At 56.6% G+C, this 22165-nt stretch carries 21 protein-coding genes and 1 tRNA gene; 11 read left to right on the top strand and 11 right to left on the bottom strand.

The genetic code is table 11. The features are described 5' to 3' along the window. Nucleotides 1-21: 21 nt before the first annotated feature. The 5 genes from argB to ttcA form a co-directional block, all read right to left on the bottom strand. A complete protein-coding gene (argB, locus tag AAC622_RS00205; protein WP_340259781.1) occupies nucleotides 22-885 on the bottom strand; it encodes an acetylglutamate kinase in 864 nt (287 codons plus the stop codon). Nucleotides 886-975: 90 nt separating this feature from the next. Further along, complete coding sequence (gene yihA, locus AAC622_RS00210) at nucleotides 976-1632, bottom strand: ribosome biogenesis GTP-binding protein YihA/YsxC (RefSeq protein ID WP_317657443.1); 657 nt, start codon at nucleotides 1630-1632, stop codon at nucleotides 976-978. Beyond that, nucleotides 1629-2375 carry an MOSC domain-containing protein gene (locus AAC622_RS00215; protein WP_340259782.1) on the bottom strand — a complete coding sequence of 249 codons (747 nt, stop codon included), beginning with the start codon at nucleotides 2373-2375 and terminating at the stop codon, nucleotides 1629-1631. The genes yihA and AAC622_RS00215 overlap by 4 nt, the downstream gene beginning before the upstream one ends. After that, nucleotides 2372-4195 (bottom strand): membrane protein insertase YidC, encoded by a 1824-nt coding sequence (gene yidC, locus AAC622_RS00220; protein WP_340259783.1) that lies wholly within the window; start codon nucleotides 4193-4195, stop codon nucleotides 2372-2374. The genes AAC622_RS00215 and yidC overlap by 4 nt, the downstream gene beginning before the upstream one ends. A 105-nt stretch (nucleotides 4196-4300) precedes the next feature. After that, nucleotides 4301-5146: a tRNA 2-thiocytidine(32) synthetase TtcA gene (ttcA, locus tag AAC622_RS00225; RefSeq protein WP_340261357.1), complete on the bottom strand. Its 846-nt coding sequence runs from the start codon at nucleotides 5144-5146 to the stop codon at nucleotides 4301-4303. 129 nt (nucleotides 5147-5275) lie between these two features. Here ttcA and AAC622_RS00230 point away from each other — a divergent pair, with 129 nt between their 5' ends. Then, complete coding sequence (locus tag AAC622_RS00230) at nucleotides 5276-5800, top strand: DUF3833 domain-containing protein (protein ID WP_340259784.1); 525 nt, start codon at nucleotides 5276-5278, stop codon at nucleotides 5798-5800. Here the strand turns inward: AAC622_RS00230 and yidD are convergent. From yidD to rpmH, 3 genes are all read right to left on the bottom strand, one after another. Next, nucleotides 5782-6030 (bottom strand): membrane protein insertion efficiency factor YidD, encoded by a 249-nt coding sequence (yidD, locus tag AAC622_RS00235; protein ID WP_340259785.1) that lies wholly within the window; start codon nucleotides 6028-6030, stop codon nucleotides 5782-5784. The two genes, AAC622_RS00230 and yidD, sit on opposite strands and share 19 nt — an antisense overlap. After that, entirely contained in the window at nucleotides 6031-6390 is a 360-nt protein-coding gene (gene rnpA / locus AAC622_RS00240; protein WP_340259786.1) for a ribonuclease P protein component, read from the bottom strand. A 95-nt stretch (nucleotides 6391-6485) separates the two neighbouring features. Continuing rightward, nucleotides 6486-6623, bottom strand: a complete 138-nt coding sequence (gene rpmH, locus AAC622_RS00245; RefSeq protein WP_317657449.1) for a 50S ribosomal protein L34 — start codon at nucleotides 6621-6623, stop codon at nucleotides 6486-6488. 243 nt (nucleotides 6624-6866) lie between these two features. On the opposite strand from rpmH, the gene AAC622_RS00250 reads away from it, so the two are divergent. After that, complete coding sequence (locus AAC622_RS00250; RefSeq protein WP_340259787.1) at nucleotides 6867-8258, top strand: sensor histidine kinase; 1392 nt, start codon at nucleotides 6867-6869, stop codon at nucleotides 8256-8258. 47 nt (nucleotides 8259-8305) lie between these two features. Next, nucleotides 8306-8382, top strand: a tRNA-Arg gene (locus AAC622_RS00255). Between the two features lie 86 nt (nucleotides 8383-8468). Here the strand turns inward: AAC622_RS00255 and AAC622_RS00260 are convergent. Continuing rightward, complete coding sequence (locus AAC622_RS00260) at nucleotides 8469-9071, bottom strand: DUF1285 domain-containing protein (protein WP_340259788.1); 603 nt, start codon at nucleotides 9069-9071, stop codon at nucleotides 8469-8471. 76 nt (nucleotides 9072-9147) lie between these two features. On the opposite strand from AAC622_RS00260, the gene AAC622_RS00265 reads away from it, so the two are divergent. Genes AAC622_RS00265 through AAC622_RS00280 form a run of 4 tightly spaced genes read left to right on the top strand, consistent with a single transcriptional unit; the run spans nucleotide 9148 to nucleotide 15932 of the window. Then, on the top strand, nucleotides 9148-10149 hold the full coding sequence (locus tag AAC622_RS00265) for an AAA family ATPase (protein ID WP_340259789.1): 1002 nt from the start codon (nucleotides 9148-9150) through the stop codon (nucleotides 10147-10149). Then, nucleotides 10150-11046, top strand: a complete 897-nt coding sequence (locus AAC622_RS00270) for a DUF58 domain-containing protein (protein ID WP_340259790.1) — start codon at nucleotides 10150-10152, stop codon at nucleotides 11044-11046. It abuts the gene before it with no gap. Beyond that, entirely contained in the window at nucleotides 11043-13838 is a 2796-nt protein-coding gene (locus tag AAC622_RS00275; protein WP_340259791.1) for a DUF4159 domain-containing protein, read from the top strand. The genes AAC622_RS00270 and AAC622_RS00275 overlap by 4 nt, the downstream gene beginning before the upstream one ends. Nucleotides 13839-13841: 3 nt before the next feature. Beyond that, a complete protein-coding gene (locus AAC622_RS00280; RefSeq protein WP_340259792.1) occupies nucleotides 13842-15932 on the top strand; it encodes a hypothetical protein in 2091 nt (696 codons plus the stop codon). Here the strand turns inward: AAC622_RS00280 and AAC622_RS00285 are convergent. Then, the gene (locus AAC622_RS00285; protein WP_340259793.1) at nucleotides 15919-16329 is read right to left on the bottom strand and encodes a CopD family protein; all 411 of its coding nucleotides are present in this window, start codon (nucleotides 16327-16329) and stop codon (nucleotides 15919-15921) included. The two genes, AAC622_RS00280 and AAC622_RS00285, sit on opposite strands and share 14 nt — an antisense overlap. Nucleotides 16330-16451: 122 nt before the next feature. Here AAC622_RS00285 and AAC622_RS00290 point away from each other — a divergent pair, with 122 nt between their 5' ends. The 4 genes from AAC622_RS00290 to AAC622_RS00305 all read left to right on the top strand — a co-directional run bounded on the left by AAC622_RS00290 (nucleotide 16452) and on the right by AAC622_RS00305 (nucleotide 21062). Further along, nucleotides 16452-17891 carry an FAD-linked oxidase C-terminal domain-containing protein gene (locus tag AAC622_RS00290; protein ID WP_340259794.1) on the top strand — a complete coding sequence of 480 codons (1440 nt, stop codon included), beginning with the start codon at nucleotides 16452-16454 and terminating at the stop codon, nucleotides 17889-17891. 63 nt (nucleotides 17892-17954) lie between these two features. Next, nucleotides 17955-19094 carry an FAD-binding protein gene (locus AAC622_RS00295; protein ID WP_340261359.1) on the top strand — a complete coding sequence of 380 codons (1140 nt, stop codon included), beginning with the start codon at nucleotides 17955-17957 and terminating at the stop codon, nucleotides 19092-19094. A gap of 18 nt (nucleotides 19095-19112) precedes the next feature. Then, entirely contained in the window at nucleotides 19113-20435 is a 1323-nt protein-coding gene (glcF, locus tag AAC622_RS00300; protein WP_340259795.1) for a glycolate oxidase subunit GlcF, read from the top strand. A gap of 153 nt (nucleotides 20436-20588) precedes the next feature. After that, nucleotides 20589-21062 carry an Hsp20 family protein gene (locus tag AAC622_RS00305; protein ID WP_340259796.1) on the top strand — a complete coding sequence of 158 codons (474 nt, stop codon included), beginning with the start codon at nucleotides 20589-20591 and terminating at the stop codon, nucleotides 21060-21062. An 80-nt stretch (nucleotides 21063-21142) separates the two neighbouring features. Here the strand turns inward: AAC622_RS00305 and AAC622_RS00310 are convergent, their stop codons facing one another. Beyond that, nucleotides 21143-22027, bottom strand: coding sequence for a hypothetical protein (locus tag AAC622_RS00310; RefSeq protein WP_340259797.1), 885 nt, complete (start codon nucleotides 22025-22027; stop codon nucleotides 21143-21145). Between the last annotated feature and the right edge of the window lie 138 nt (nucleotides 22028-22165).

Below are 22165 nucleotides of genomic sequence, written 5' to 3' on the forward strand. Positions count from 1 at the left end.
CTCTGCGCTGCGCAAGCGAAACTAGGCGCGGATGATTGATCCTGCCCCGTGATCCGTGAACAATTCCAAAAGGCAGGCATTGGGCGCGCGCCCGTCCAAAATAACGGCAGCGCGCACGCCTGCGCGTACGGCTGACAGGGCCGTTTCGGTTTTGGGGATCATGCCGCCTGCGATGACCCCGCTTTCGGTCATGGCCTCAACATCGGCGGCGCTCAATTCGGTTACCACTTCGCCATCGGCATTTTTGACGCCCGACACATCAGTCAAAAGCAGCAGGCGATCTGCCTTCAGGGCGGCGGCAATAGCCCCCGCTGCCGTGTCGCCATTGATATTATAGCTGTGACCATCACGATCTGCACCAATGGGGGCAATCACAGGGATCATCTCGGCCTCAAAGAGTTGCCGCAGAAGGGTCGTTTCTACCTCACTGGGTTCGCCGACAAAGCCAAGTTCGGGGTCGGCCATTGTGCAGGTGATCATCGAGGCATCTTTGCCCGACAGACCAACTGCGCGCCCGCCTTCGGCGTTGATCGCCTGCACGATGCGCTTATTGACTTGACCCGACAGAACCATTTCCACAACAGCCATGGTGGCGGCATCCGTGACCCGCTTGCCGCGCGTGAAGGTGGAGGTCACGCCAAGCTTTTCAAGCATCTCATTGATCATTGGCCCGCCGCCATGCACCACCACAGGGTTCACCCCAACCGTGCGCATCAGCATCACATCGCGCGCGAATGAGGCCATCCCCTCATCCGATCCCATCGCATGACCGCCCAATTTGATCACCACAATCGCCCCGTGATAGCGCTGCAAGTAAGGCAGGGCTTCGTTCAAGGTGCGGGCGGTCGAGAGAAAATCACGCATTTTGGCTGTCTGCTTCTTCATCTTTGGCGTTCCAAACTGATCCCGCGCCATATTGGGCGCGCTCGATTACTTCCATAAGGCAGGAAGGCTTGGCTGTGAAGGTGGCTGTTCTCAAGCAAGCCCTGCGATCAAGGCCCGAAGGTTTTCAATACCCCAACCTTTTTCTGAAGAGGTCATCAAGAGCTCGGGATAGGCGGCGGGGTGTTTTGACAGCGCCTTGCGCACTTGGGCCAAAATTTTATCGCGTTCAGCTTCTTTTACCTTGTCGGCTTTGGTCATCACGACCTGAAAGGTCACAGCTGATTGATCAAGCAGGGTCATGATCTCGTCATCAACCGCCTTGATCCCATGCCGAGTGTCGATAAGCACGAAAGCGCGGCGCAATGAGACGCGGCCTGATAGATAGGCCTTGAGCAATTTCTGCCATTTCTCGACCACCGCAACAGGCGCTTCTGCATAGCCATAGCCTGGCAAGTCGACCACATAATGGCTCTCGCCAAGTGTGAAGAAGTTGATTTCTTGCGTCCGTCCGGGTGTGTTTGAGGCCCGCGCCAAGTTTTTGCGCCCGGTCAGCGCATTGATCAGCGAAGATTTCCCAACATTTGAGCGCCCAGCAAAGCATATTTCAAGCCGATCTGCAGGGGGCAGGCCATCCATGGCAACAACGCCTTTGACAAAATCTGCACCGCGCGCAAACAGCAGCCGCCCCTTCTCAAGGCTGATCTCATCGGCATCTTCGGCCAGCGGGAAAGGCAGGGCTGCACTCACCAGATAATCTCCACTTTATCCCCTTGGGCGATATGCCCTGCTTGGGTGGTTTCTGCGTATACGCCAAATTCGCTGTGATCCCAACCGCTTTGCAATATTTGCAGAGTTGGCACATCCCTTACCCCTGTGTCAGGATTTGCTTCAGTTGCACGACAACGGGTTATTGGTTCTACGATTTTTAGGCGGGCCTCGCCAATCGCGAGGGTCGCCCCAATCAGGTCAAGCTCTTCCCAAGGGGCTAGACCCTCAAGCCAAAGATTCCCACGAAAGCGGCGCGGATCCAGTGGCGTATCGGCCCGCGCCTCTAAGGCGCGCAGCGAGGCAAGATTTAGAATTGAAATCGAGGCAAAATTTGCATCGGTCATGCCTGATTTAGGCGCTGTGACCACCGCCATCGGGGCGGGTCGCTCGGTCGGATAAATTGCCCCTAGCCATGCAATCAAATCGCTGTGGTCGCATTTTGGGTCGAATATGTGATCTGGCAAATCAGGGTGCGACAGGCGGATTGTGCCATTGTCCAAACAACAGGCCGTGATGGCCATAAGCTGAGGGGCCTTTGCGCCGCGCAGGAAATTTCGGCAGGGCTGCCATTGCCCCTGCACGGGGTCAGCCCCCGCTTCAATAACCGCATAGGCACGATCAAGCGGCAAAGCGCAATCGGGGGCCATAAAGGCCCCCGAAATACGTTCTGCGCCAATACCCTTAATCGGGTGTCGCCATATTTGGTCGAGTGTGACGCTCACTTAGCGTTCTTTGCGGCGCTGCGTTTGAAACTTGCGCGGATATTGCCAAACAGATCGGGCTTATACCCTTGGTGGCGCATGATCGTGTATTGCTGCGCAAAGGTCAGGGTGTTGTTCACGATCCAGTAAATCAACAAGCCTGTCGCGAAATGGCCCAACATGAACATAAAGATAAAGGGCAGCCACGCGAAAATCGCGGCCTGTGTTGGGTCAGTGGGCGCTGGATTCAGCTTTTGCTGCAACCACATCGAGATGCCCAAAAGGATGGGCAGAACCCCGATAAAGATCAGCGCAAGGATACTGCCTGGCTCTGGCGCTGGCCATGGGAACAGGCCGAACAGGTTGAAGATCGAGGTGGTATCAGGTGCTGACAGATCCCGAATCCAGCCAAAGAACGGTGCGTGGCGCAATTCTAGCGTCACGAAAATCACCTTATAGAGCGAGAAGAAAATCGGGATTTGCAGCAAAATCGGCAAGCAGCCCGAAGCGGGGTTCACCTTGTTCTTCTTATACAGCTCCATCATGCCTTTTTGCATGGCTTCGCGGTCATCACCTGCGCGCTCTTTCAGCTTCTCCATCTCTGGTTGAAGCTCTTTCATCCGCGCCATGGAGGCATAGGATTTATAGGCAAGCGGGAATAAGACAGCCTTGACGATGAAAGTCAGCGCAATAATCGCAAGACCCATATTGCCAATCATCACATTCAGATTGTGCAGCAGCCAGAACATCGGCTTGGTGATGAAATAGAACCAACCCCAGTCAATCGAGTCGAGAAAGCGATCAATCCCGCCTGCGTCCTGATAGTTGCGGATGGTTTGCCATTCCTTCGCTCCTGCAAAGAGCATGGTGGTGACTTCGGCCGTTGCCCCAGCAGCAACATCAACTGCGGGCATCCGCGCTTCGGTTTGATAGATATCCGCCCCCGCCACGTGGCGCGTTGCGGCCACAAAGGGCTGACCCGCACCAGGGATCAAGGTGGTCATCCAATATTTATCGGTAAAGCCGATCCAGCCGTTTTCGGCAACATCCACCAATTCTGCCGCCGCGCCTTCGCTGGGCATGACATCGAATTCGGTGACGTTTTCATAACCGATCTCGTCCAAAGTGCCGTCTGCTTTACGAACAACACCTTCGTGAAGGATGAAGAAATTCTGCAAATCTGCGGGTAGGCCGTGGCGGGCCACGATACCGTAAGGGGCCAAGCGCACAGGCGCGCCCGAGGTGTTGCGCACAGATTGCGTTACAGAGAAAATGAAATTCGCATCGACCGAGATCACGCGATTGAAAATCAGGCCGTTGCCATTATCCCATCCAAGGGTAACGGGGGTCGTGGTCGTTAGGGTTTCGCCCTCGACCAAACGCCATTCGCTGTTGGGGCCAGGCACTTGGTCAAAATCAAGCGCGCCGCCGGGCGCCCATCCATAAAGGGCGTAATAGGCATTTGGGCCGCCAACTGGCGATAGAAGGCGCACGATATTTGCGTCTTCATCAATCGTTTCACGGTAGTTTTTTAGGGACAGGTCATCAATTCGCCCGCCCAAGAGTGAGATTGAGCCGAGCAATTCATCGGTTTCAATCGCCACGCGTGCCGAGGAGGATAAAGCCACGGCGCGTGTTTCTTCCGCACCGATCAGAACAGGGTCGCCTGATCCTGCGCTTGGCGGCAGAATGGCATCTGCGGGCGCGGTCGTATCGGATGCGGCTGCCGCGTCCGTTTGCGTTACCTGTGGGTCTTCAGGGGGAAACAGAAGAAACCACACCAAAATGACGAGAAAGCTCAAGGCCGTGGCCAGGATCAGGTTCTTGTTCTGATCTTCCATGATCGCGCTATGCCCTATGATTTATTGACAGTCGGGTTCAATAGGCTAGCGGCGCAAAGGTCAAGGGGTTTGCGCCGAATATCGCGAGAACTGCGCCAATCTGGCCTAGTCTTGTCCCGTATTTTCGGCACGCCGCGTCAGGCCGATGAAATCAAATAATTCAGGGTCAAGCAGATGCGATGGGCGCACATTCATTACGGCCGAGAAAATCTTTTGCCGCCGCCCAGGTGCGCGGGCTTCCCACTCATCCAAGAGGCGTTTGATGGCTTGGCGTTGTAGCCCGTCTTGCGATCCGCACAGATCACAGGGAATGATGGGATAGTTCATCGCGCGGGCGAAGGTTTCACAATCCGCTTCGCTGACATGGGCCAGCGGACGATAGACAAAAAGATCCCCTTCATCATTCAAAAGCTTGGGTGGCATCGAGGCCAGTTTGCCGCCGTGAAACAGATTGAGGAAAAATGTTTCTAGAATGTCATCGCGGTGGTGGCCCAAAACAACGGCTGAACACCCTTCTTCGCGGGCAATGCGATATAAGTTGCCACGGCGCAATCGTGAACACAGCGCGCAATAGGTGCGGCCTTGCGGCACTTTATCCATCACAATTGAATAGGTGTCTTGATATTCAATCCGATGCGGCACGCCCATCTTTGTGAGAAACTCTGGCAATACCGTTGCAGGAAATCCAGGTTGGCCCTGATCTAAGTTGCAGGCCAAAATCTCTACGGGCAGCACGCCGCGCCACTGCAATTCGGTCAAGGCTGCCAAAAGCGTGTAACTGTCTTTGCCGCCCGACAGGCAGACCAACCATTTCGCGCCGCGCTCAATCATGCCGTAGCGGTCAATCGCCTCGCGGGTTTCACGGATGATCCGCTTGCGCAGTTTTTTAAATTCGGTGCTTGAGGGCGCGCCGTGAAAGAGCGGGTGGATATCCTCTGCATCGTCCAACATGGTGCGGCCTTCATCTTCACGCGGTTTTGATGTGCCTGCCATAGGCGAGGCAAGGCAGAAACGTCAAGTAAACTTGCATTCTGCTCGTTTGCGCTAGCTTAGCAAATAGGCAGATAAGGACGGGGCATCATGAAAAAATTGGCATTGGCGGCGCTTTTGATGTTTACGGCCTGCACGGGTAAACCTGCGCTTGATGCTCCAAATCTCAGCAGCCGCGCCTTGAACCTAGAAGAATTTTTTCAAGGTGATCTTGTGGCCTATGGTCAGTTTCAGGATGTCTTGGGCGAGGTGCGCCGCCGCTTTGAGGTGAAGATCAACGGGACATGGGATGGGGAAACCCTGCGTTTGGTCGAAGATTTCGTTTATGAAGATGGCAGCACCGAACAGCGTATTTGGCTCTTGGAAAAGCTGGACGAACAACGATGGCAAGGAACGGCTGACGGGGTGATCGGCATCGCAACGGGCGAGGAGCGTGGAGATGTCTTTAATTGGGCCTATACGATTGACCTGCCAGTGGCGCAGGGTGAAACCCTGCGGGTCAGCTTTGATGACTGGATGTGGCTCTTGAGTGATGACCGATTGCTCAACCGTGCCTATATGAAGCGCTTTGGCGTGACCATCGGCGAGGTCATCATTTATTTCGAACGGGGTTGATCTCCGCCCTTTGGTGGCACTGGGTCGTAACCTGATCCGCCAAGAGGGTGGCAGCGTCCAATGCGGCGCAGCAAAAGATAGCTGCCTTTGATCGGTCCATGTCGCTCAAGCGCCTCAAGCGCATAGGCGCTGCAGGTCGGCTGATAGCGGCAGTTAAACCCTACCCATGGGCTGAAAATCACCCGATAAGCCCGAATAGGCAAAGATAGGATCCATGCCAATATGTGCATCTACGCCCCCCGCTTTCGCGGCGCGTGGATGCGGGATAAGGCTGCGACCAACTCTACCTGCATTTGCGCAAAAGGATGCAACAAGGTGACTTCGGGACGGCCCACCAACACATAGTCCCACCCCGCTTGCCCATGCAGGGCTAATGTGTCGCGCGCAATTTCACGCAAGCGGCGCTTTGCGCGGTTACGCGCCACCGCATTGCCGATCTTTTTAGAGCAGGTATAGCCAACGCGGATCACCTTTGGATCCACGCCCTCATCCGCGTCACGCTTGCGCGCCTGAAGCAAGAAGGCAGGCGCAGGCGCACGGGCCGCTTTGGCAGCCCGTAAGAAATCGGCACGTTTGCACAAGGTTTCCATGATCCAAGCCCGATTTGGCGTTCAAATGCAAAAAGCCCCTGACGAAATCTCGGCAGGGGCGCGTTGAGGGTTGCCCCTCAAAGCCTGAGAAACGCTTATGCGCTCAGAGATTTGCGGCCACGCGCGCGGCGCGCGTTCAAAACCTTGCGGCCTGCTTTGGTCGCCATGCGTGCGCGGAAGCCATGACGGCGCTTGCGCACGAGGTTTGAAGGCTGAAAAGTCCGTTTTGACATCGGCTTGCTCCAGTTTGCTGGTCGGCGCGCGCCTACGCGCGCAAGTCACACGACCAAAAGAATCCGTATAAGGCCTGCGGCATACGCAAAGCAAAGCGGCGTGTCAATAAATGCGCGCGGTAAAATGCAACCTAACTCAAGTTTATTGTGATGGGCATAGAATCGCGCAACATATGCGCGGGGCGTTACAATTCCACAATAAAACAACTATCTATGTGGCTGAGGGTATGCGGGGAAGGTTTCGTGTTTAACACACTCTCGGGACGATTTTTGATTTTGACCCTGTGCTTCGTAATGTTGGCAGAGGTTTTGATCTTCGTGCCATCGGTGGCCCGATTCCGTGAGGATTATCTTTTGTCGCGCCTTGAGAGGGCGCAAATTGCGTCACTGGCCCTTTTGGCGAATGATGGGATGGTTGATCCTGCGCTTGAGGATGAATTGCTGCGCAATGCAGATGTATTAAACGTTGTGTTGCGGCGGGACGCGGTGCGGGAACTGGTGCTAGCTGCGCCGCAAATCCCGCCTGTGGCCACCACCTATGATCTGCGCAATCCTCCATCCTTGGGTTTGATCCGCGATGCCATGATGCAGCTTTGGGATCAAAGAGATCGCACAATCCGCGTGATTGGCGCGCCTGTGCGCGATGCGGGCCTTGAGATCGAGGTGACCATGCACAGCGCCCCCTTACGCGCCGCTATGGTCGAGTTTGGTCTGCGGATCCTTGCCCTGTCGGCGGTGATTTCTGCCTTCACGGCGGCGCTTTTATTTTTCTCTGTGCGGTATTTCCTTGTGACACCGATGAACCGCGTGGTCGGGCAGGTGCGCGCCTATGCGGATGCACCCGAAGATGCCCGCCGCATCATAACGCCAAGCGCGGGCTTGCATGAGTTGCGGGATGCTGAGGTCGCTTTGAACAAGATGCAGACCCAACTGACCGCCGCCCTGAAGCAGAAGGATCATCTTGCGCAGATGGGCGCGGCTGTGGCCAAAATCAGCCATGATTTGCGAAATATCCTAACCACAGCCAGTCTGATGGCGGATCGTTTGGAGGGCAGCGATGATCCTGCCGTGCAGCGCACCACGCCAAAGTTGCTGCAATCTTTGTCACGGGCGGTCAATCTTTGCGAAGGCACCTTGGCCTTTGGTCGTGCGCAAGAGCCACCACCTGCCTTGGCGCGGGTAGATGCAGCGGGGCTGCTGCGCGATGTGGTCGAAAGTGAATCGCTTGGGCCAGATGCGGAGGCGATTGAATTCGATGTCTGTGTTGAAACAGGTTTGACCCTGCGCTGCGATGCTGAACAGATTTTCCGCGTGTTGAGCAACCTCATCCGCAACGCAAGGCAGGCCATTGCAGCACAAGGGGGGGTAGGCGTGATCCGTATCTCGGCCCAAGCTGCCCCAAATGAAGACGGGTGGGAAATTCGTATTCGCGACACGGGGCCGGGACTGCCAGAAAAGGCGCTAGAACATTTGTTCAAACCTTTCCAAGGCGGCGCGCGCAAAGGTGGCTCGGGTCTTGGCCTTGCCATAGCGGCGGAATTGGTGCGCGGGCATGGTGGCGCGCTGACTTTAGAATGCAGCACCTCTAAGGGAACTGAATTTAGAATTTGGCTGCCCTCACAACCTTTGGGGTGAATTCGCCCTTGCGCTGCGGTGACATGGGCGTTAAGAGCCACCTCCACGCGCTGGTAGCTCAGTTGGATAGAGTACTTGACTACGAATCAAGGGGTCGGGGGTTCGAATCCTCCCCAGCGCGCCATTTCCCTTACAGTTTTGGTTTGTTTGTCCGCAGTGTCTCGCCTCTGCGCTTGAGTTCCAGCGGCATGACGCGAGTAGAGCTTTGGCTTAGGTTGTGAGTTCTGAGACAGGAATAAAGGGAAAGAATGTCCCGCAAGACCAAACGCCGAACCAATCTGCGCCGCCCGTGTTATGCGCCACACCAAGATCGACAAGCCGATAAAAGCTCTTGCGATCGATAAGCGCCTCAAGACCGCGCCGCACTAAAACGTAAGGCGAAGGTTCCCCATCCGCGCTGCGGGTGAGGCGAATGGGGCTTTGGGCGCTGGCGCTGATGGTGTCGCCCACATTGGTTGTAAATTGCACCTCTTGCGCCGCGCCCTCGCCTCTCACAATAAAATCCTGCGCTACGAACGGGGCATCTTCGACCCGGATCCCCACCTTTTCTACGGGGGTCACGAGGAAATATTTATCCCCCTCCCGTTTCAGAATCGTTGAAAACAGGCGCACCATGCGCGGTCGCCCAATCGGGGTGCCGTTGTAAAACCATGTCCCGTCACGCCGAATTTCCATGTCGATATCGCCGCAAAAAGGTGGGTTCCATTGATCAACAGGGGGCAGTTTGCCTTGCTTTTGCGCATTGGTCGCGGCGGCAAGCAGGGATTCAGGCGTCATGGTCACGATGTTTTGTCTCCTATGGGCTTTTGCCATTTGTGGTCGGCGCCATAGTTAGATTTACTAGCGAACAGGTTACGACCCCAACATAATCATTATGCGGAGCATTTCTATGGCTGAGCTTGAAAACCTGACATCCGAGATTGATCGGCTTGGTGCGCAGCTTGGTCAGGCGCGGGCAGAAATTTCCAAACGCATTATCGGTCAAGATCAAGTGGTCAGTCTGGCTTTGGCGGCGATGTTGTCAAACGGCCATGCCCTGCTGATGGGGTTGCCGGGTTTGGGGAAAACACGGCTTATCGACACGATGGCCCAAGTCATGGGTCTGCGTGCCAATCGGGTGCAATTTACCCCTGACCTGATGCCCGCCGATATTCTGGGGTCCGAAGTTTTGGATACAGGCCCCGATGGGCAGCGCAGCTTTCGCTTTTTGGAGGGGCCTGTATTTTGTCAGCTGTTGATGGCCGATGAGATCAATCGCGCCAGCCCGCGCACGCAAAGCGCCCTCCTGCAAGCGATGCAGGAGCGAGAGGTCACAATCGCGGGTGCTGCACGCCCATTGCACGCCCCATTTTTGGTTCTGGCCACGCAGAACCCGATTGAACAAGAGGGCACATATCCATTGCCTGAGGCGCAGCTTGATCGCTTTTTGTTGCGCATTGATGTGGCCTATCCTGATCGCGCGGCGGAGCGGGACATATTGATTGCGACAACGGGCCCAAGTGAGGCGGCAACAGCCCAAGTTTTTACCGAAGCCGATTTGATTGCGGCACAAAATTTGGTGCGCCACATGCCCGTAGGGGATCGGATTTGTGACATGATCCTTGATTTGGTGCGCGGATGTCGCCCTGACCCTACGGCTGATCCCGCGCGGATCGCGGCGCATTTGGCTTGGGGTGCGGGGCCGCGTGCCGCGCAGGCCTTAATGGTTTCAGTGCGCGCACGGGCGTTGATGGAGGGGCGATATGCGCCTTCTGTCGAGGATATTCGCGCTATGGCCCCTGCGGTTTTGATCCACCGAATGGCGCTTGGTTTTGCCGCGCGGGCCGAAGGCCATGATCTGGCCGTTCTCTTGGCCCGCGAAATTGATCTTGTTTTGGATCACGCAGCCTAAATGCCCCCGCGCGCCTCGCATAGTGATCCAACCGATCTCATGCGCCTCTGCGCTGATGCGGCTGCCCATGCGGCAGGTTTGCCCGCGTTGTTGGTTGCTGCAGAGCATTTGGCGTCCAGCGTGCATTTGGGGGATCATGGCCGCCGCCGCGCAGGCGGGGGGGATGAGTTTTGGCAATATCGACATGTCCAAGCAGGGGACAGCGCCACAGCGATTGATTGGCGCAGGTCGGGGCGAGGGGATGGATATTACGCCCGCCAAACCGAATGGCAGGCTGCGCAAAGCCTGCTGATATGGTCTGACCCTGCGGAGTCTATGCGGTATAGCTCTCTCTCGGATCCAATGGCGCAAAAACGGATGCGCGCTAATGTGATTGCGTTGGCCTTGGCCGAATTGGTTTTGCGCGCAGGTGAACGGGTCGGGTGGTTAAATAGCCAGACCCCGCCGCGTGCAGGGGTTACACAGCGCGAAGGTTTAGCGCGCGATTTACTTGCCCCAAAATCAGGCGAGGTCATTGCGCAGACTATACCCAACGGCGCAAAGATTGTGATCCTGTCCGATTTTCTGCGGGGAACGGATGAATTGGTCATGGTTCTGCGCAAGGCGACCGAGGCGCGCGCGCGCGGTGTCATTCTTCATCTTATGGATCCCGCTGAAATGGCCTTCCCTTTTGCGGGGCGTGTTTTGTTCCAAGATCATCCCGCAGGGCCCGAGTTCGAGACGCAAGCGGCAGATGCATTGCGTGATGAGTATCAAGCGCGGTTAGACGCCCATCGTGCCAATCTGATGATCGAGGCACAGCGCCATGGATGGCCCTTTTTCACTCATGTAACCGACCACCCTGCCAGTGTGGCGTTGATGTCCCTCTATCAGGCTTTGTCAGAGGCGCGGCAATGATTGGGGCGCTTGGATTTTCGGCGGCGTGGGTCTTGGCGGCTTTGGCGGTGTTGCCCGCCCTTTGGTGGCTGTTGCGCGTTGTGCCGCCGCAGCCAACGCGCGTTTACTTCCCCGCGCTGATCTTTTTGCTGGGATTGACCGATAAAGAAAATGACAGTGCCAAAACCCCGTGGTGGCTGTTGATGCTACGCCTTATGGCGGCAGGGTTTTTAATCTTGGCCTTGTCTGGCCCCGTGGTGAACCCGCCTCCGTCTGAGGGAGATGAAACGCAACAAGCCCCTTTGGTGATTTTGCGCGATGGAGGTTGGGCAAGCGCGCTTGATTGGTCTGCAGAACAACAGGCCATAGAGGCCAATTTGCGCGCCGCCATCCGCGATGGGCGTGCTGCTGTCGTCATTAGCCTGACCGAGCAGCCTCTGGCTTCGCTTGAGGCGCTGCTGACCTCTGGGGATGAGCAAATCACGCGGCTCTCTGCGATGCGCCCCGCACCCTTCGCGCCCGATTATGCCGCTTGGTCAGATTGGTTCGCAGAGCAATCCATTCCCTTTGACGGGCTTTGGTTTTCAGACGGATTCGCGCATGGCAGTGAACGCGCGGGCTTGGCTGAGCTTTTGGCCGCGCGGGCGGCGCGGCTGCGTGTGATCGAAACGGGCGACAACCTTTCGCGGATGGTCGCCCTTGCCCCGCTTGAGCAAGGCGGGGATGGTGTCACGCTCAGGCTCTTGCGCGCGGAATGGCCCGCGTTGCCATCGGCGCGTTATCTCGTGCAAGGCTTTGGGCCTGATCCATCAGGCGTGCCGCGCGTGTTGGTTGAGGCTGAAGCGGTCTTTGAAGAGGGGGCTGTAGAGGCCAACCTTGCCCTTACCCTGCCGCCCGAATTGCGCAATCGCCTTACCCGCTTTGAGGTGGCGGGACAACCGCAGGCGGCTGCTCGTTTATTGATTGATGACAGTCTCGCACGGCGCGAGATTGGGTTGGTTGCGTCAAATGCCCCTCAAGAGGGGCAGGCCTTGCTTTCCCCCTTCCATTATCTGCGCGAGGCGCTGTCCCCGAATGTCGATCTTATCGAGAGCGGTTTGGCCGAGATTTTGCCCGCAAATCCCGATGTGATCATTTTGGTTGATGTGACCCGTTTGCCGGAAACAGACCAATCCGATTTGATGGCATGGGTGGAGCAAGGTGGCCTGTTACTGCGCTTTGCTGGGCCACGAATGGCCGCATTGTCACCCGCCGAGATGCAAGCCGATGCACTGATGCCCGTGCAACTGCGCCAAGGCGGGCGTGCTTTGGGCGGGGCGATGTCATGGGCCGATCCGCGCAAGCTAAACCCTTTCCCAGAGACATCCCCGTTTTTTGGCCTTGCCATCCCTGATGAGGTTACGATCAGCCAACAGGTTTTGGCGCAGCCAGGCCCAGATTTGGCGGCGCGCAGTTTGGCCGCCTTGGAAGATGGCACGCCATTGGTCACGCAAATGACACGGGGGGCAGGGCGTGCTGTGTTATTCCATGTGACCGCCAATGCAGAATGGTCAAACCTGCCGCTGTCGGGTCTGTTTGTGCAGATGTTAGAGCGGCTCTCTGTCTCTACCCGCCCGATCAGCGCGGAGGGCAAAGATTACACAGGGCTTAGCTTTGTTTCCGCGCAAGTGTTGGACGGGTTTGGTGCGCTTTATGATGCGCAGGGCGAAATCACAGTTGCGGGTGAAGATTTGCAAAGCGGGGCACTATCGGCCGATATGCCGCCAGGCCTGTATCAGACCACTACGGGTCACGTGGCTCTAAATGTGATCAAATCTGCGCAGGATCTGACTGTGGCAGATTGGCCTGCAAACGTGTCGGTCATACGGGGACTGAGCGCCCCACCAACGCCCCTTGCGCCTTGGTTGTTCCTGTTGGCGCTGATTGCGCTTGCCGCAGATATGATTGGCAGCTTGGCTGTTACGGGGCGGCTGCCTGTGCGGGCCAAAGCCGCGCTTTTTGTGGTGGTCTTGGTGGCGCCCTTTGCACCCAGTGACGCGCAAACCCTAACGCCCGAAGACATGTTTGGCCTGATCGCTACCGAAGATTTGCGCTTGGCATATGTCGTTACGGGCGATGATGCGGTGGACGAGATTTCGCGCGCAGGGCTGCAGGGTTTGTCCGATACGCTTTGGGCGCGCACCACGATTGAGCCGAGCCCACCCGTAGGCGTGGAGTTGACGCGCGATGAGTTGGCGTTTTTCCCGCTCCTGTATTGGCCCGTGACAGAAAGTCAAAACCGCCCTTCTGATGATGTCTATCAGCGCCTCAACGCCTATTTGCGCGGCGGGGGCATGATTGTTTTCGATACCCGAGATGGAGATCTTGGCGGCATTGGTGGCGCAACGCCCGCTGCACGTCGTTTGCAGGATTTGGCGCAGGGCTTGGACATTCCGCCCCTCGCGCCAATCCCTGAGGATCATGTTTTGACCCGCGCCTTCTATTTATTGGCCGATTTCCCAGGGCGCTATACTTCGCGCGATATTTGGGTTGAGGCGGCCCCACCCGAACCTGATCCTGCCGAGGGCATGCCCTTTCGCGCGCTCAATGATGGGGTCAGCCCCGTGATTATTGGTGACAATGACTGGGCTGCGGCATGGGCGGTTGATGGGGCAGGTCGCCCACTCTTGCCCATTGGGCGTGGATATGCGGGTGAGCGTCAGCGTGAAATTGCGCTCCGGTTTGGGGTCAATCTTGTGATGCATGTCTTGTCTGGAAATTACAAATCCGACCAAGTCCATGTGCCGGCCTTGCTGCAAAGATTGGGGAATTAAGGGATGGGTATGATGATCCTATTTGATCCTTATCTCCCTCCCATGGTCGTGGCTGTTGTGGCGGCTGTGTTGTTGATGATCACGGGCTATGCTGCACTGCGCGGCCTGCGCGGGTGGCCCTATCGTGCCGTTGCGGCGATGGTTGCACTTGTGGCGCTGATGCGCCCAATCTGGCAGGAGGAAACCCGCGCCCCTCTGGCCGATATCGGCCTAGTGGTGGTGGATCAATCGGCATCGCAAGGTTTGGCCGATCGTCCCGCCCAAACCGAAGCCACGCTTGCAGCCCTTGTCGCAGAATTAGAGACAAAAGGGGTCGAGGTTGAACTGCGCTATGTGGCCGATGCTGATGGCAATCAAGGGACGCAGCTTTTGTCTGCCTTAAGCGGGCTTGCTGCGGAATTGCCCCAAGAGCGCATTGCAGGCTCATTTTTGCTGACAGATGGGCAAGTGCATGATCTGGACGCAATGCTCACAGGGATTGGCCCCGTTCACGCGCTGATCACGGGGCAGGCGGATGATTGGGATCGCGCCCTTCAAATTGAAACTGCCCCCGCCTATGGCATTTTGGGCGAAGATGTAAAAATCGCATTGCGTGTCAGTGATTTCGGCCCCCTCCCTGATGGGGTGGATGCGCGCCAGACCGAGGTGATTTATTGGATTGACGGGAACGAACCTCAACGCGCGATTGTGCCAGTTGGGCAGCCGCTTGAATTAACATTGAACCTCGCCCATGCAGGGCGGAACGTTGTGCGCTTTGAGGTGCCTGTGCAGGCGGGGGAATTAACCCCGCGCAACAATGTCGCTTATGCGCAGGTCAATGGGGTGCGGGATCGTTTGTCGGTGCTGCTTGTCTCAGGCGAGCCACATATGGGCCAACGGACATGGCGCAATTTGTTGAAATCTGACCCTGCGGTGGATTTGGTGCATTTTACCATTCTGCGCCCCCCTGAAAAGCGCGACAATGTTCCTGTGTCAGAATTGTCCTTGATAGCCTTTCCCACACGTGAGCTGTTCATGGATCAAATTGATGATTTCGATTTGATCATCTTTGATCGGTATCAACGGCGCGGGATATTGCCCCTGATCTATCTTGAAAACGTGGCGCGCTATGTCCGTGATGGCGGCGCGGTTTTGGTGGCGGCAGGCCCTGATTTTGCGGGGGCAGGGTCGCTTTATCGTTCACCTTTGGCCGATATTCTGCCCGCCGAGCCGACCGCGCGCGTGTTTGAAGAACCATATTTGCCGCATCTTTCCCGCCTTGGTGCGCGCCACCCTGTGACGCGGGGCCTTGAGGCGGCGCATTTACCAATTGCAGGATCAGATCAGCCATGGGGGCGGTGGTTCCGGCAAGTTGAGGTTGCCCCAAACGCGGGCGATGTCGTGCTTGAGGGGGTAGGTGATGCGCCGCTTTTGATCTTGGATCGCGTGGGTGAGGGGCGTGTCGCGCTCTTGGCCTCGGATCATGCATGGCTGTGGGATCGGGGATACGAGGGCGGCGGCCCACAATTAGAGCTTTTGCGCCGTCTGGCCCATTGGATGATGAAAGAGCCAGATCTTGAGGAGGAGGCGCTAAGCGCCGAAGCCGATGGTCGCGAGATGCGCATTACCCGTCAAACTATGGGGGAGGGCGTTGCCTCAGTCATTGTGACAGCGCCAGATGGGGAAGACATCACCGTGCCATTGCATGAGACGGCCGAAGGTATGTTTGAAGGCAGCTATCTTGCCCCAGAAGATGGGCTTTACCGCGTAAGTGATCCAAATGCGGCAGATCTGTCAGATATCGTTGTGGGCATTGGCCCTGCCAACCCGCGCGAATTTAGCGAGGTTATAGCGACAGGCGATCTTCTTCGTCCTCACCTTGAGGCAACGGGCGGGGTGGTGTTTTTCCTGCGCGATGCTCTGCCTGATCTGCGTCTTGTGCCCGAAGGGCGCGGTGCAGTAGGGCGCGGTTGGATGGGGCTTTATGCCCGTGATGCCTTTGTTACACAGGATGTGCGCGCCCGACCGCTTGTTCCTGTTTGGGTGTATCTCATCGCAGGTTTGGCTGCGCTTGCCGCGGCATGGCTGCGCGAAGGGCGCTTTAGAGGGGCTTAAAGACCACCACGATCAAAACGGCGATGGCGCCAAACACGCTGACCTCATTAAAGACCCGTAGGTAAAAATCGCTTTCGCGGAACTCGCCTTTTAGGGCGCGCAGGATCAAGCGACCCGTCCAGGCGTAATGCGCGCCAAGCAGGCTGACGAGGCTCAGTTTCACCCAGACCCAAGGCGCGAAATTCCAAAACCACCCAAGCCATAGCCCAGTGGCAATCGCAATCACACCAAGCCCTAGCGAAAAGCGGTAAATGCGAATCGTCAGATCGCCTGTTGGGCCAAATTCACCAAGCCGCGCATATTCCCGTTTCCAAAAGATAATGGCGCGGGGGACGGCAAAAATACCTGTCATCCAGCCCATGACGCAAAGAATATGTATGACTTTGACCCAATCCATGCTGCCTTGCTGCCTGTTTTGTTAAGTTTCGTCTATGGGCAATTCGGTCGCGCATGGCTTTTGCTTGCACAATCCTCCAAATTGGTCTAGAAATCTTACCAATACCGCAGGGAGTGCTGATTATGGAAATGCCAAAACCAAACCCCGCCATTTTGGCCAAGCGCACGCGGATCATTTCGCGGTTGCGCGATGTGCTGCCCGATGATGCGGTTATTGATGATCCACATGAAACGCGGGCCTATGAATGTGACGCTTTGACGGCCTATCGCTGCCCGCCTTTGGTGGCGGTGTTGCCCCGGTCCACGGCTGAAGTCTCTGAGGTGCTGCGCATTTGCCACGAGGAGGGGGTGCCTGTTGTTCCACGTGGTTCTGGCACCTCGCTTGCGGGCGGGGCCTTGCCTACGGCCGATAGCGTCATTTTGGGGGTGGCGCGCCTGACACAGGTTCTGGAAACCGATTACGACAATCGATTCATCCGTGTACAGACAGGGCGCACTAATCTCAGCGTGACGGGCGCTGTTGAGGCGAATGATTTTTTCTATGCCCCCGACCCATCAAGCCAATTGGCCTGTGCGATTGCGGGGAATATCGGGATGAATTCTGGCGGTGCGCATTGCCTAAAATATGGGGTGACGACCAACAACTTATTGGGCGCCACGATGGTGATGATGGATGGCACAGTCGTTGAGATTGGTGGCGCGCATTTGGATGCGGGCGGCCTTGATCTATTGGGCGTGATTTGCGGCAGCGAAGGACAGCTTGGCGTGGTCACGGAGGCCACTTTGCGTATCCTCCGCAAACCCGAAGGTGCGCGCCCCGTATTGATGGGATTTGACAGCAATGAGGTCGCAGGGGAATGCGTCTCTGATATTATCAAGGCGGGCGTTCTGCCTGTGGCAATCGAATTCATGGATCGACCCTGTATCGAGGCGACTGAGGCCTTTGCCAAGGCGGGCTACCCGATGTGCGAGGCTTTGTTGATTGTCGAGGTTGAAGGATCTGAAGCGGAAATCCGCGAACAACTTGATGTGATCCTCGACATTGCCAAGCGCCACAATCCCGTGGAATTGCGCGAGGCAGCAGATGCCGATCAGGCCGCACGCATTTGGTTGGGCCGAAAATCAGCCTTCGGTGCGATGGGCCAGATCAATGATTATATGTGCCTTGATGGCACGATCCCCGTCTCAAGCTTGCCGTACGTTCTGCGCCGCATCGGCGAGATGAGCAAGGAATACGGACTTGGCGTTGCCAATGTCTTTCATGCAGGGGATGGCAATATGCACCCGTTGATCCTGTTTGATGCCAACAAACCAGGCGATCTGGAACTGTGCGAGGCTTTTGGCGCGGATATCCTCAAGCTCTGTGTTGAGGTGGGCGGTTGCCTGACGGGCGAACATGGGGTGGGCATTGAAAAGCGTGATCTGATGCTGACGCAATATACCCCAACAGACCTCGAAGCGCAGCTTTGGGTGAAGGATGTGTTCGACCCCAAATGGCTCTTGAACCCAGCAAAGGTGTTTCCGCTTTCGGTCACTGAAACCCGCCGCGATCACGCTGCCTAAGCGAAATTTCATCCCCTGATCTCATCTTGGGGGCCTACCTTATGAAAGGGGCGTTGCGCTATGTTGCAACCGAAATCCGAGGCTGAATTGGCCGATTGTCTCGCCGCAGCAAAACATCCCATGGCGATCCGTGGGGGTGGCACACGCCCGATTGGCCGCGCGGTTGCGGGCGAAGTTTTGTCAACGGCGGCCTTGAAGGGGATCACGCTTTACGAGCCTGGCGCGCTGACCTTGGTTGCGCAAGCTGGCACGCCATTGGCCGAAATTGAGGCAGTGCTTCATGCCGAGAACCAACGCCTGCCCTTCGAGCCAATGGATCATCGCGCGCTATTGGGCACAGACGGAACGCCCACAATCGGTGGGGTGGTTGCTGGCAATGTTTCGGGGCCGCGCCGCATTCAAGCGGGCGCCGCGCGTGACAGCTTGATCGGCGTGCGTTTTGTTGATGGGTCGGGAACCGTCATCAAGAATGGCGGTCGCGTGATGAAAAACGTCACGGGCTATGACCTCGTGAAACTGATGGCAGGCAGTTACGGCACGCTTGGGGTTCTTTCCGAAGTCTCCTTCAAGCTTCTTCCCGAAGTCGAAACCTGCGCCTGCCTGATCCTTGAGGGGTTGTCGGATCAGTCCGCCGTGGCCGCGCTGTCGCGCGCCTTAGCCTCACCCTATGAGGTGACAGGGGCCGCGCATGCCGCCAATCGTGGTGGCAGGTCGCGCACCATGCTGCGTCTTGAAGGTTTTGCCAAAAGCGTGGCCTATCGCACAGATGCCCTACGCGGCGTTCTTGCCGAGTTCGGGGCCGTGGAGGTGATATCTGATCCCGATCTGGTGCGGCAGATGTGGAAAGATCAACGCGATGTGACCGCGTTTGCGGGGCAAACGGGCGATGTCTGGCGCATCTCGTGCAAACCCAGTGACGGGCCTGCGATTGCCGCGAAAATCAAGGGCGAAGTGATCTATGATTGGGGCGGCGGTCTGATTTGGGCCTTGGTGAGGGAAGGGCATGATCTGCGCAAGACCCTTGGTGCATTTGGTGGCCATGCTACGCTGATCCGTGCATCTGAGGCCACGCATGCCCGCATCCCGACCTTCCACCCTGAGCCTGCGCCTTTGGCGGCGCTCTCAGATGGGTTGCGCCGCAAATTCGACCCAAAAGGAATTTTGAACACAGGGCTGATGGCCACGGCCATGCCCGCCGCATAAGGAAGGGCGTGTTTCGCCATGCAGACGACATTCACCCCAGAACAGCTTGCCGATCCTGCCACCGCGCGCTCGAACGAGATTTTGCGCGCCTGTGTCCATTGCGGATTTTGCACGGCCACTTGTCCGACCTATCAAGTGTTGGGCGATGAATTGGACAGTCCGCGCGGGCGGATTTATCTGATCAAGGATATGCTTGAATCTGGGCGTCCAGCAGACGCAAAAACCGTCAAACATATTGACCGCTGCTTGTCCTGTTTGGCTTGTATGACCACCTGCCCTTCGGGGGTGCATTACATGCATTTGGTCGACCATGCCCGCGCCCATATTGAGCGCACCTATAAGCGCCCCTTTATGGATCGTGTTCTGCGCTTTGCCTTGGCGAAAATTCTGCCCTATCCGACACGGTTTCGCCTTGCACTTTTGGGGGCGAAGATTGGGCGGCCTTTTGCCTTTTTGATGCCTGATGCCCGGCTTAAGGCGATGTTGAACATGGTGCCTGCGCAAATCCCGCCCGTTAGTCGCAATGATGATGCGCAAAGTTTTGCGCCGCATGGCGCGCGCAAAATGCGGGTTGCTTTGATGACGGGATGCGCACAACGGGCGCTGAATACGGATATCAACGATGCCACAATTCGCCTGTTGCGCCGTTTGGGCTGCGAGGTGGTTGTGGCCGAAGGTGCGGGCTGCTGTGGGGCCTTGACCCATCACATGGGCCGCGAGACGGAATCGCATGCCTTTGCGGCAGCCAATATCAAAGCATGGATGCGCGAGGCGCGCGGCGCAGGATTGGACGCGATTGTGATCAACACTTCAGGCTGCGGAACCACAGTCAAGGATTACGGACATATGTTCCGCAATGATCCTTTGGCCGAAGATGCTGCAACCATCTCAGGTCTTGCGATGGATATTTCGGAGCTTTTGCAAAAATTGGACTTGTCTGACGCCAAAGCCCCCGAAGATTTGAACGTGGCCTATCATGCAGCCTGTTCGCTGCAACATGGCCAAAAGGTGAAAACCGCGCCGAAGGATTTACTGAGAGCCGCAGGGTTCACGGTGCTGGAACCTGCCGACAGTCACCTATGCTGCGGATCGGCAGGCACATATAACCTTATGCAACCTGAAATCTCGGGCAAGCTCAAGGCGCGCAAAATCCGCACGCTTGAGGCCTTGCAGCCCGATGTGATTGCTGCGGGCAATATCGGCTGCATGATGCAAATTGGGTCAGGCACAGGGCATCCTTTGGTGCATACGGTCGAGTTGCTTGATTGGGCCACGGGTGGGCCGAAACCGCCTGCGATGTCGCGCGCACCGCAGGAAATCCCTGTGCCAATCTTGCGCTAAATCCCTGTTTCAAGGGTCTTGAAACCCAAACAGCTGCTTCCAATATCAGAGAGGTCGGTGCCGCCAAGCGGGCCGACCTAAACCTTTGTTGGCGTGTCTCATGATGTAGAGCGCCACGAAAACCTTGGTATCGCTTCTGATGGAGGATGTCCTATGCGAAACTACGACCTAACCCCCCTATACCGCGCCACTGTCGGCTTTGATCGTATGGCTGATTTGTTAGACAGCCTGCTGATGCAGGACACGGGCGCGAACAGCTACCCCCCCTATAATATCGAAAAAACCGATGAGAATACCTATCGTATCTCTATCGCTTTTGCGGGTTTTTCAGAGGCTGAATTGCGTGTTGAGCAACGCGAGACGGAACTGGTCATTGCGGCCCGCAAAGAAAAAGACGACACCGTCCGCACCTATTTGCATCGTGGCATTGCAACCCGCGCTTTTGAGAAGCGGTTCCAATTGGCCGATCATGTGCGCGTGACCCAAGCAAGCCATGAGAACGGCATGTTGCATGTCGATCTCTTACGTGAGGTGCCAGAGGCAAAAAAACCGCGTCAGATTGCCATCACATCTGGCAAGGCATCCAAACAAACACCAGCACTTGAAGTGACGGATGTAGAGGTCTGAGACAGACCTTCAGACACCCCTGCGCGCGCGCCCTCCCTCGTGCGCGCAGGCGGTGTTCCGTAGCAGGGGCGTCTGTGAGACTAGAACCACTGCCCTGTTTCCATCAGGCCCAAATCCATCAATTGCTGACTAGACCATTGGAACCGCTTTGAGCGGTGCCAGCGAAAATCCCCGATATCATAGCGAGATCCTGCATTGCTGCGCAGTGCTTTGGCCACGCGAAACGAACAGATGGTTGCGGTAATGGAATGGTGCCATTGGCACGCAAAAGTGTTCATTTCCTCGTCACTGAGGCGATGATCTTCGAACATTTGCAGCCCTTCCTTCGCCCGAAAGAACCCGATCCGATCAATGCGCCGCCGTTCTTTGGGAACATGTTCCTCAAAGCGCCAGCGTAAACCGCCAAAAAAATCATGGTGGCGATCCTTGGCGTGGCCCGTTTCATCACGGCGCGCATCGGCAAAATACCCTGCACTGTCGAGCATGGCATGATCTAGGTTCACGGCATTTGGTGCAATGTTCAGGTCTTGTGCGTAGAGATCAATCACATAGGTCAGCGCGCAGTCGCGGCGTTCTTCCGCGATGAAGGCTGCCATTTCGCCCACAGTGCGATCCTCGCAGAACGGGTAAAAGAAATATTCAGCGTTATAGCAGTAATGCACCCATTCATTTGGCACGAGAGGGATCAGCGCATTCACAAGACTGGCGGCAGCATCTGCGCGGCGGGTTTGCGCGCGAATAATCGAAACAGTGTTTGGGGCGTGCCCCTCTGTCTCGGGCGAGATGTCCAAACCAGCGGGGGCTGCGATGAACACATGGCGAAACCCCAATTGCATCAAATGAGACAGTGTCGAGGCCAATTCAACCCGATCCTCTGCAATCAAAATTGCAAAAGGCCCCTTGCCAAACCCGCCCCGCGGCAGGCGGCGAAATTCGGCCAAAGATGCATAGTCTTTGATCTGCATATTCGGTTTATTCCGACCAATTCTGAAATTTTTGTAACCCAACCCCAATTTGCGGTGCTTTGTGGTCTATTGTAATGGGTCACATGCGTTGATGTGCGCCCTCTCTTGGGCTAAATGACCCTGTGCTGCGATCTGCGA

It is taken from the genome of Roseobacter sp. HKCCA0882, from assembly GCF_037805225.1.
Lineage (GTDB): Bacteria > Pseudomonadota > Alphaproteobacteria > Rhodobacterales > Rhodobacteraceae > M30B80.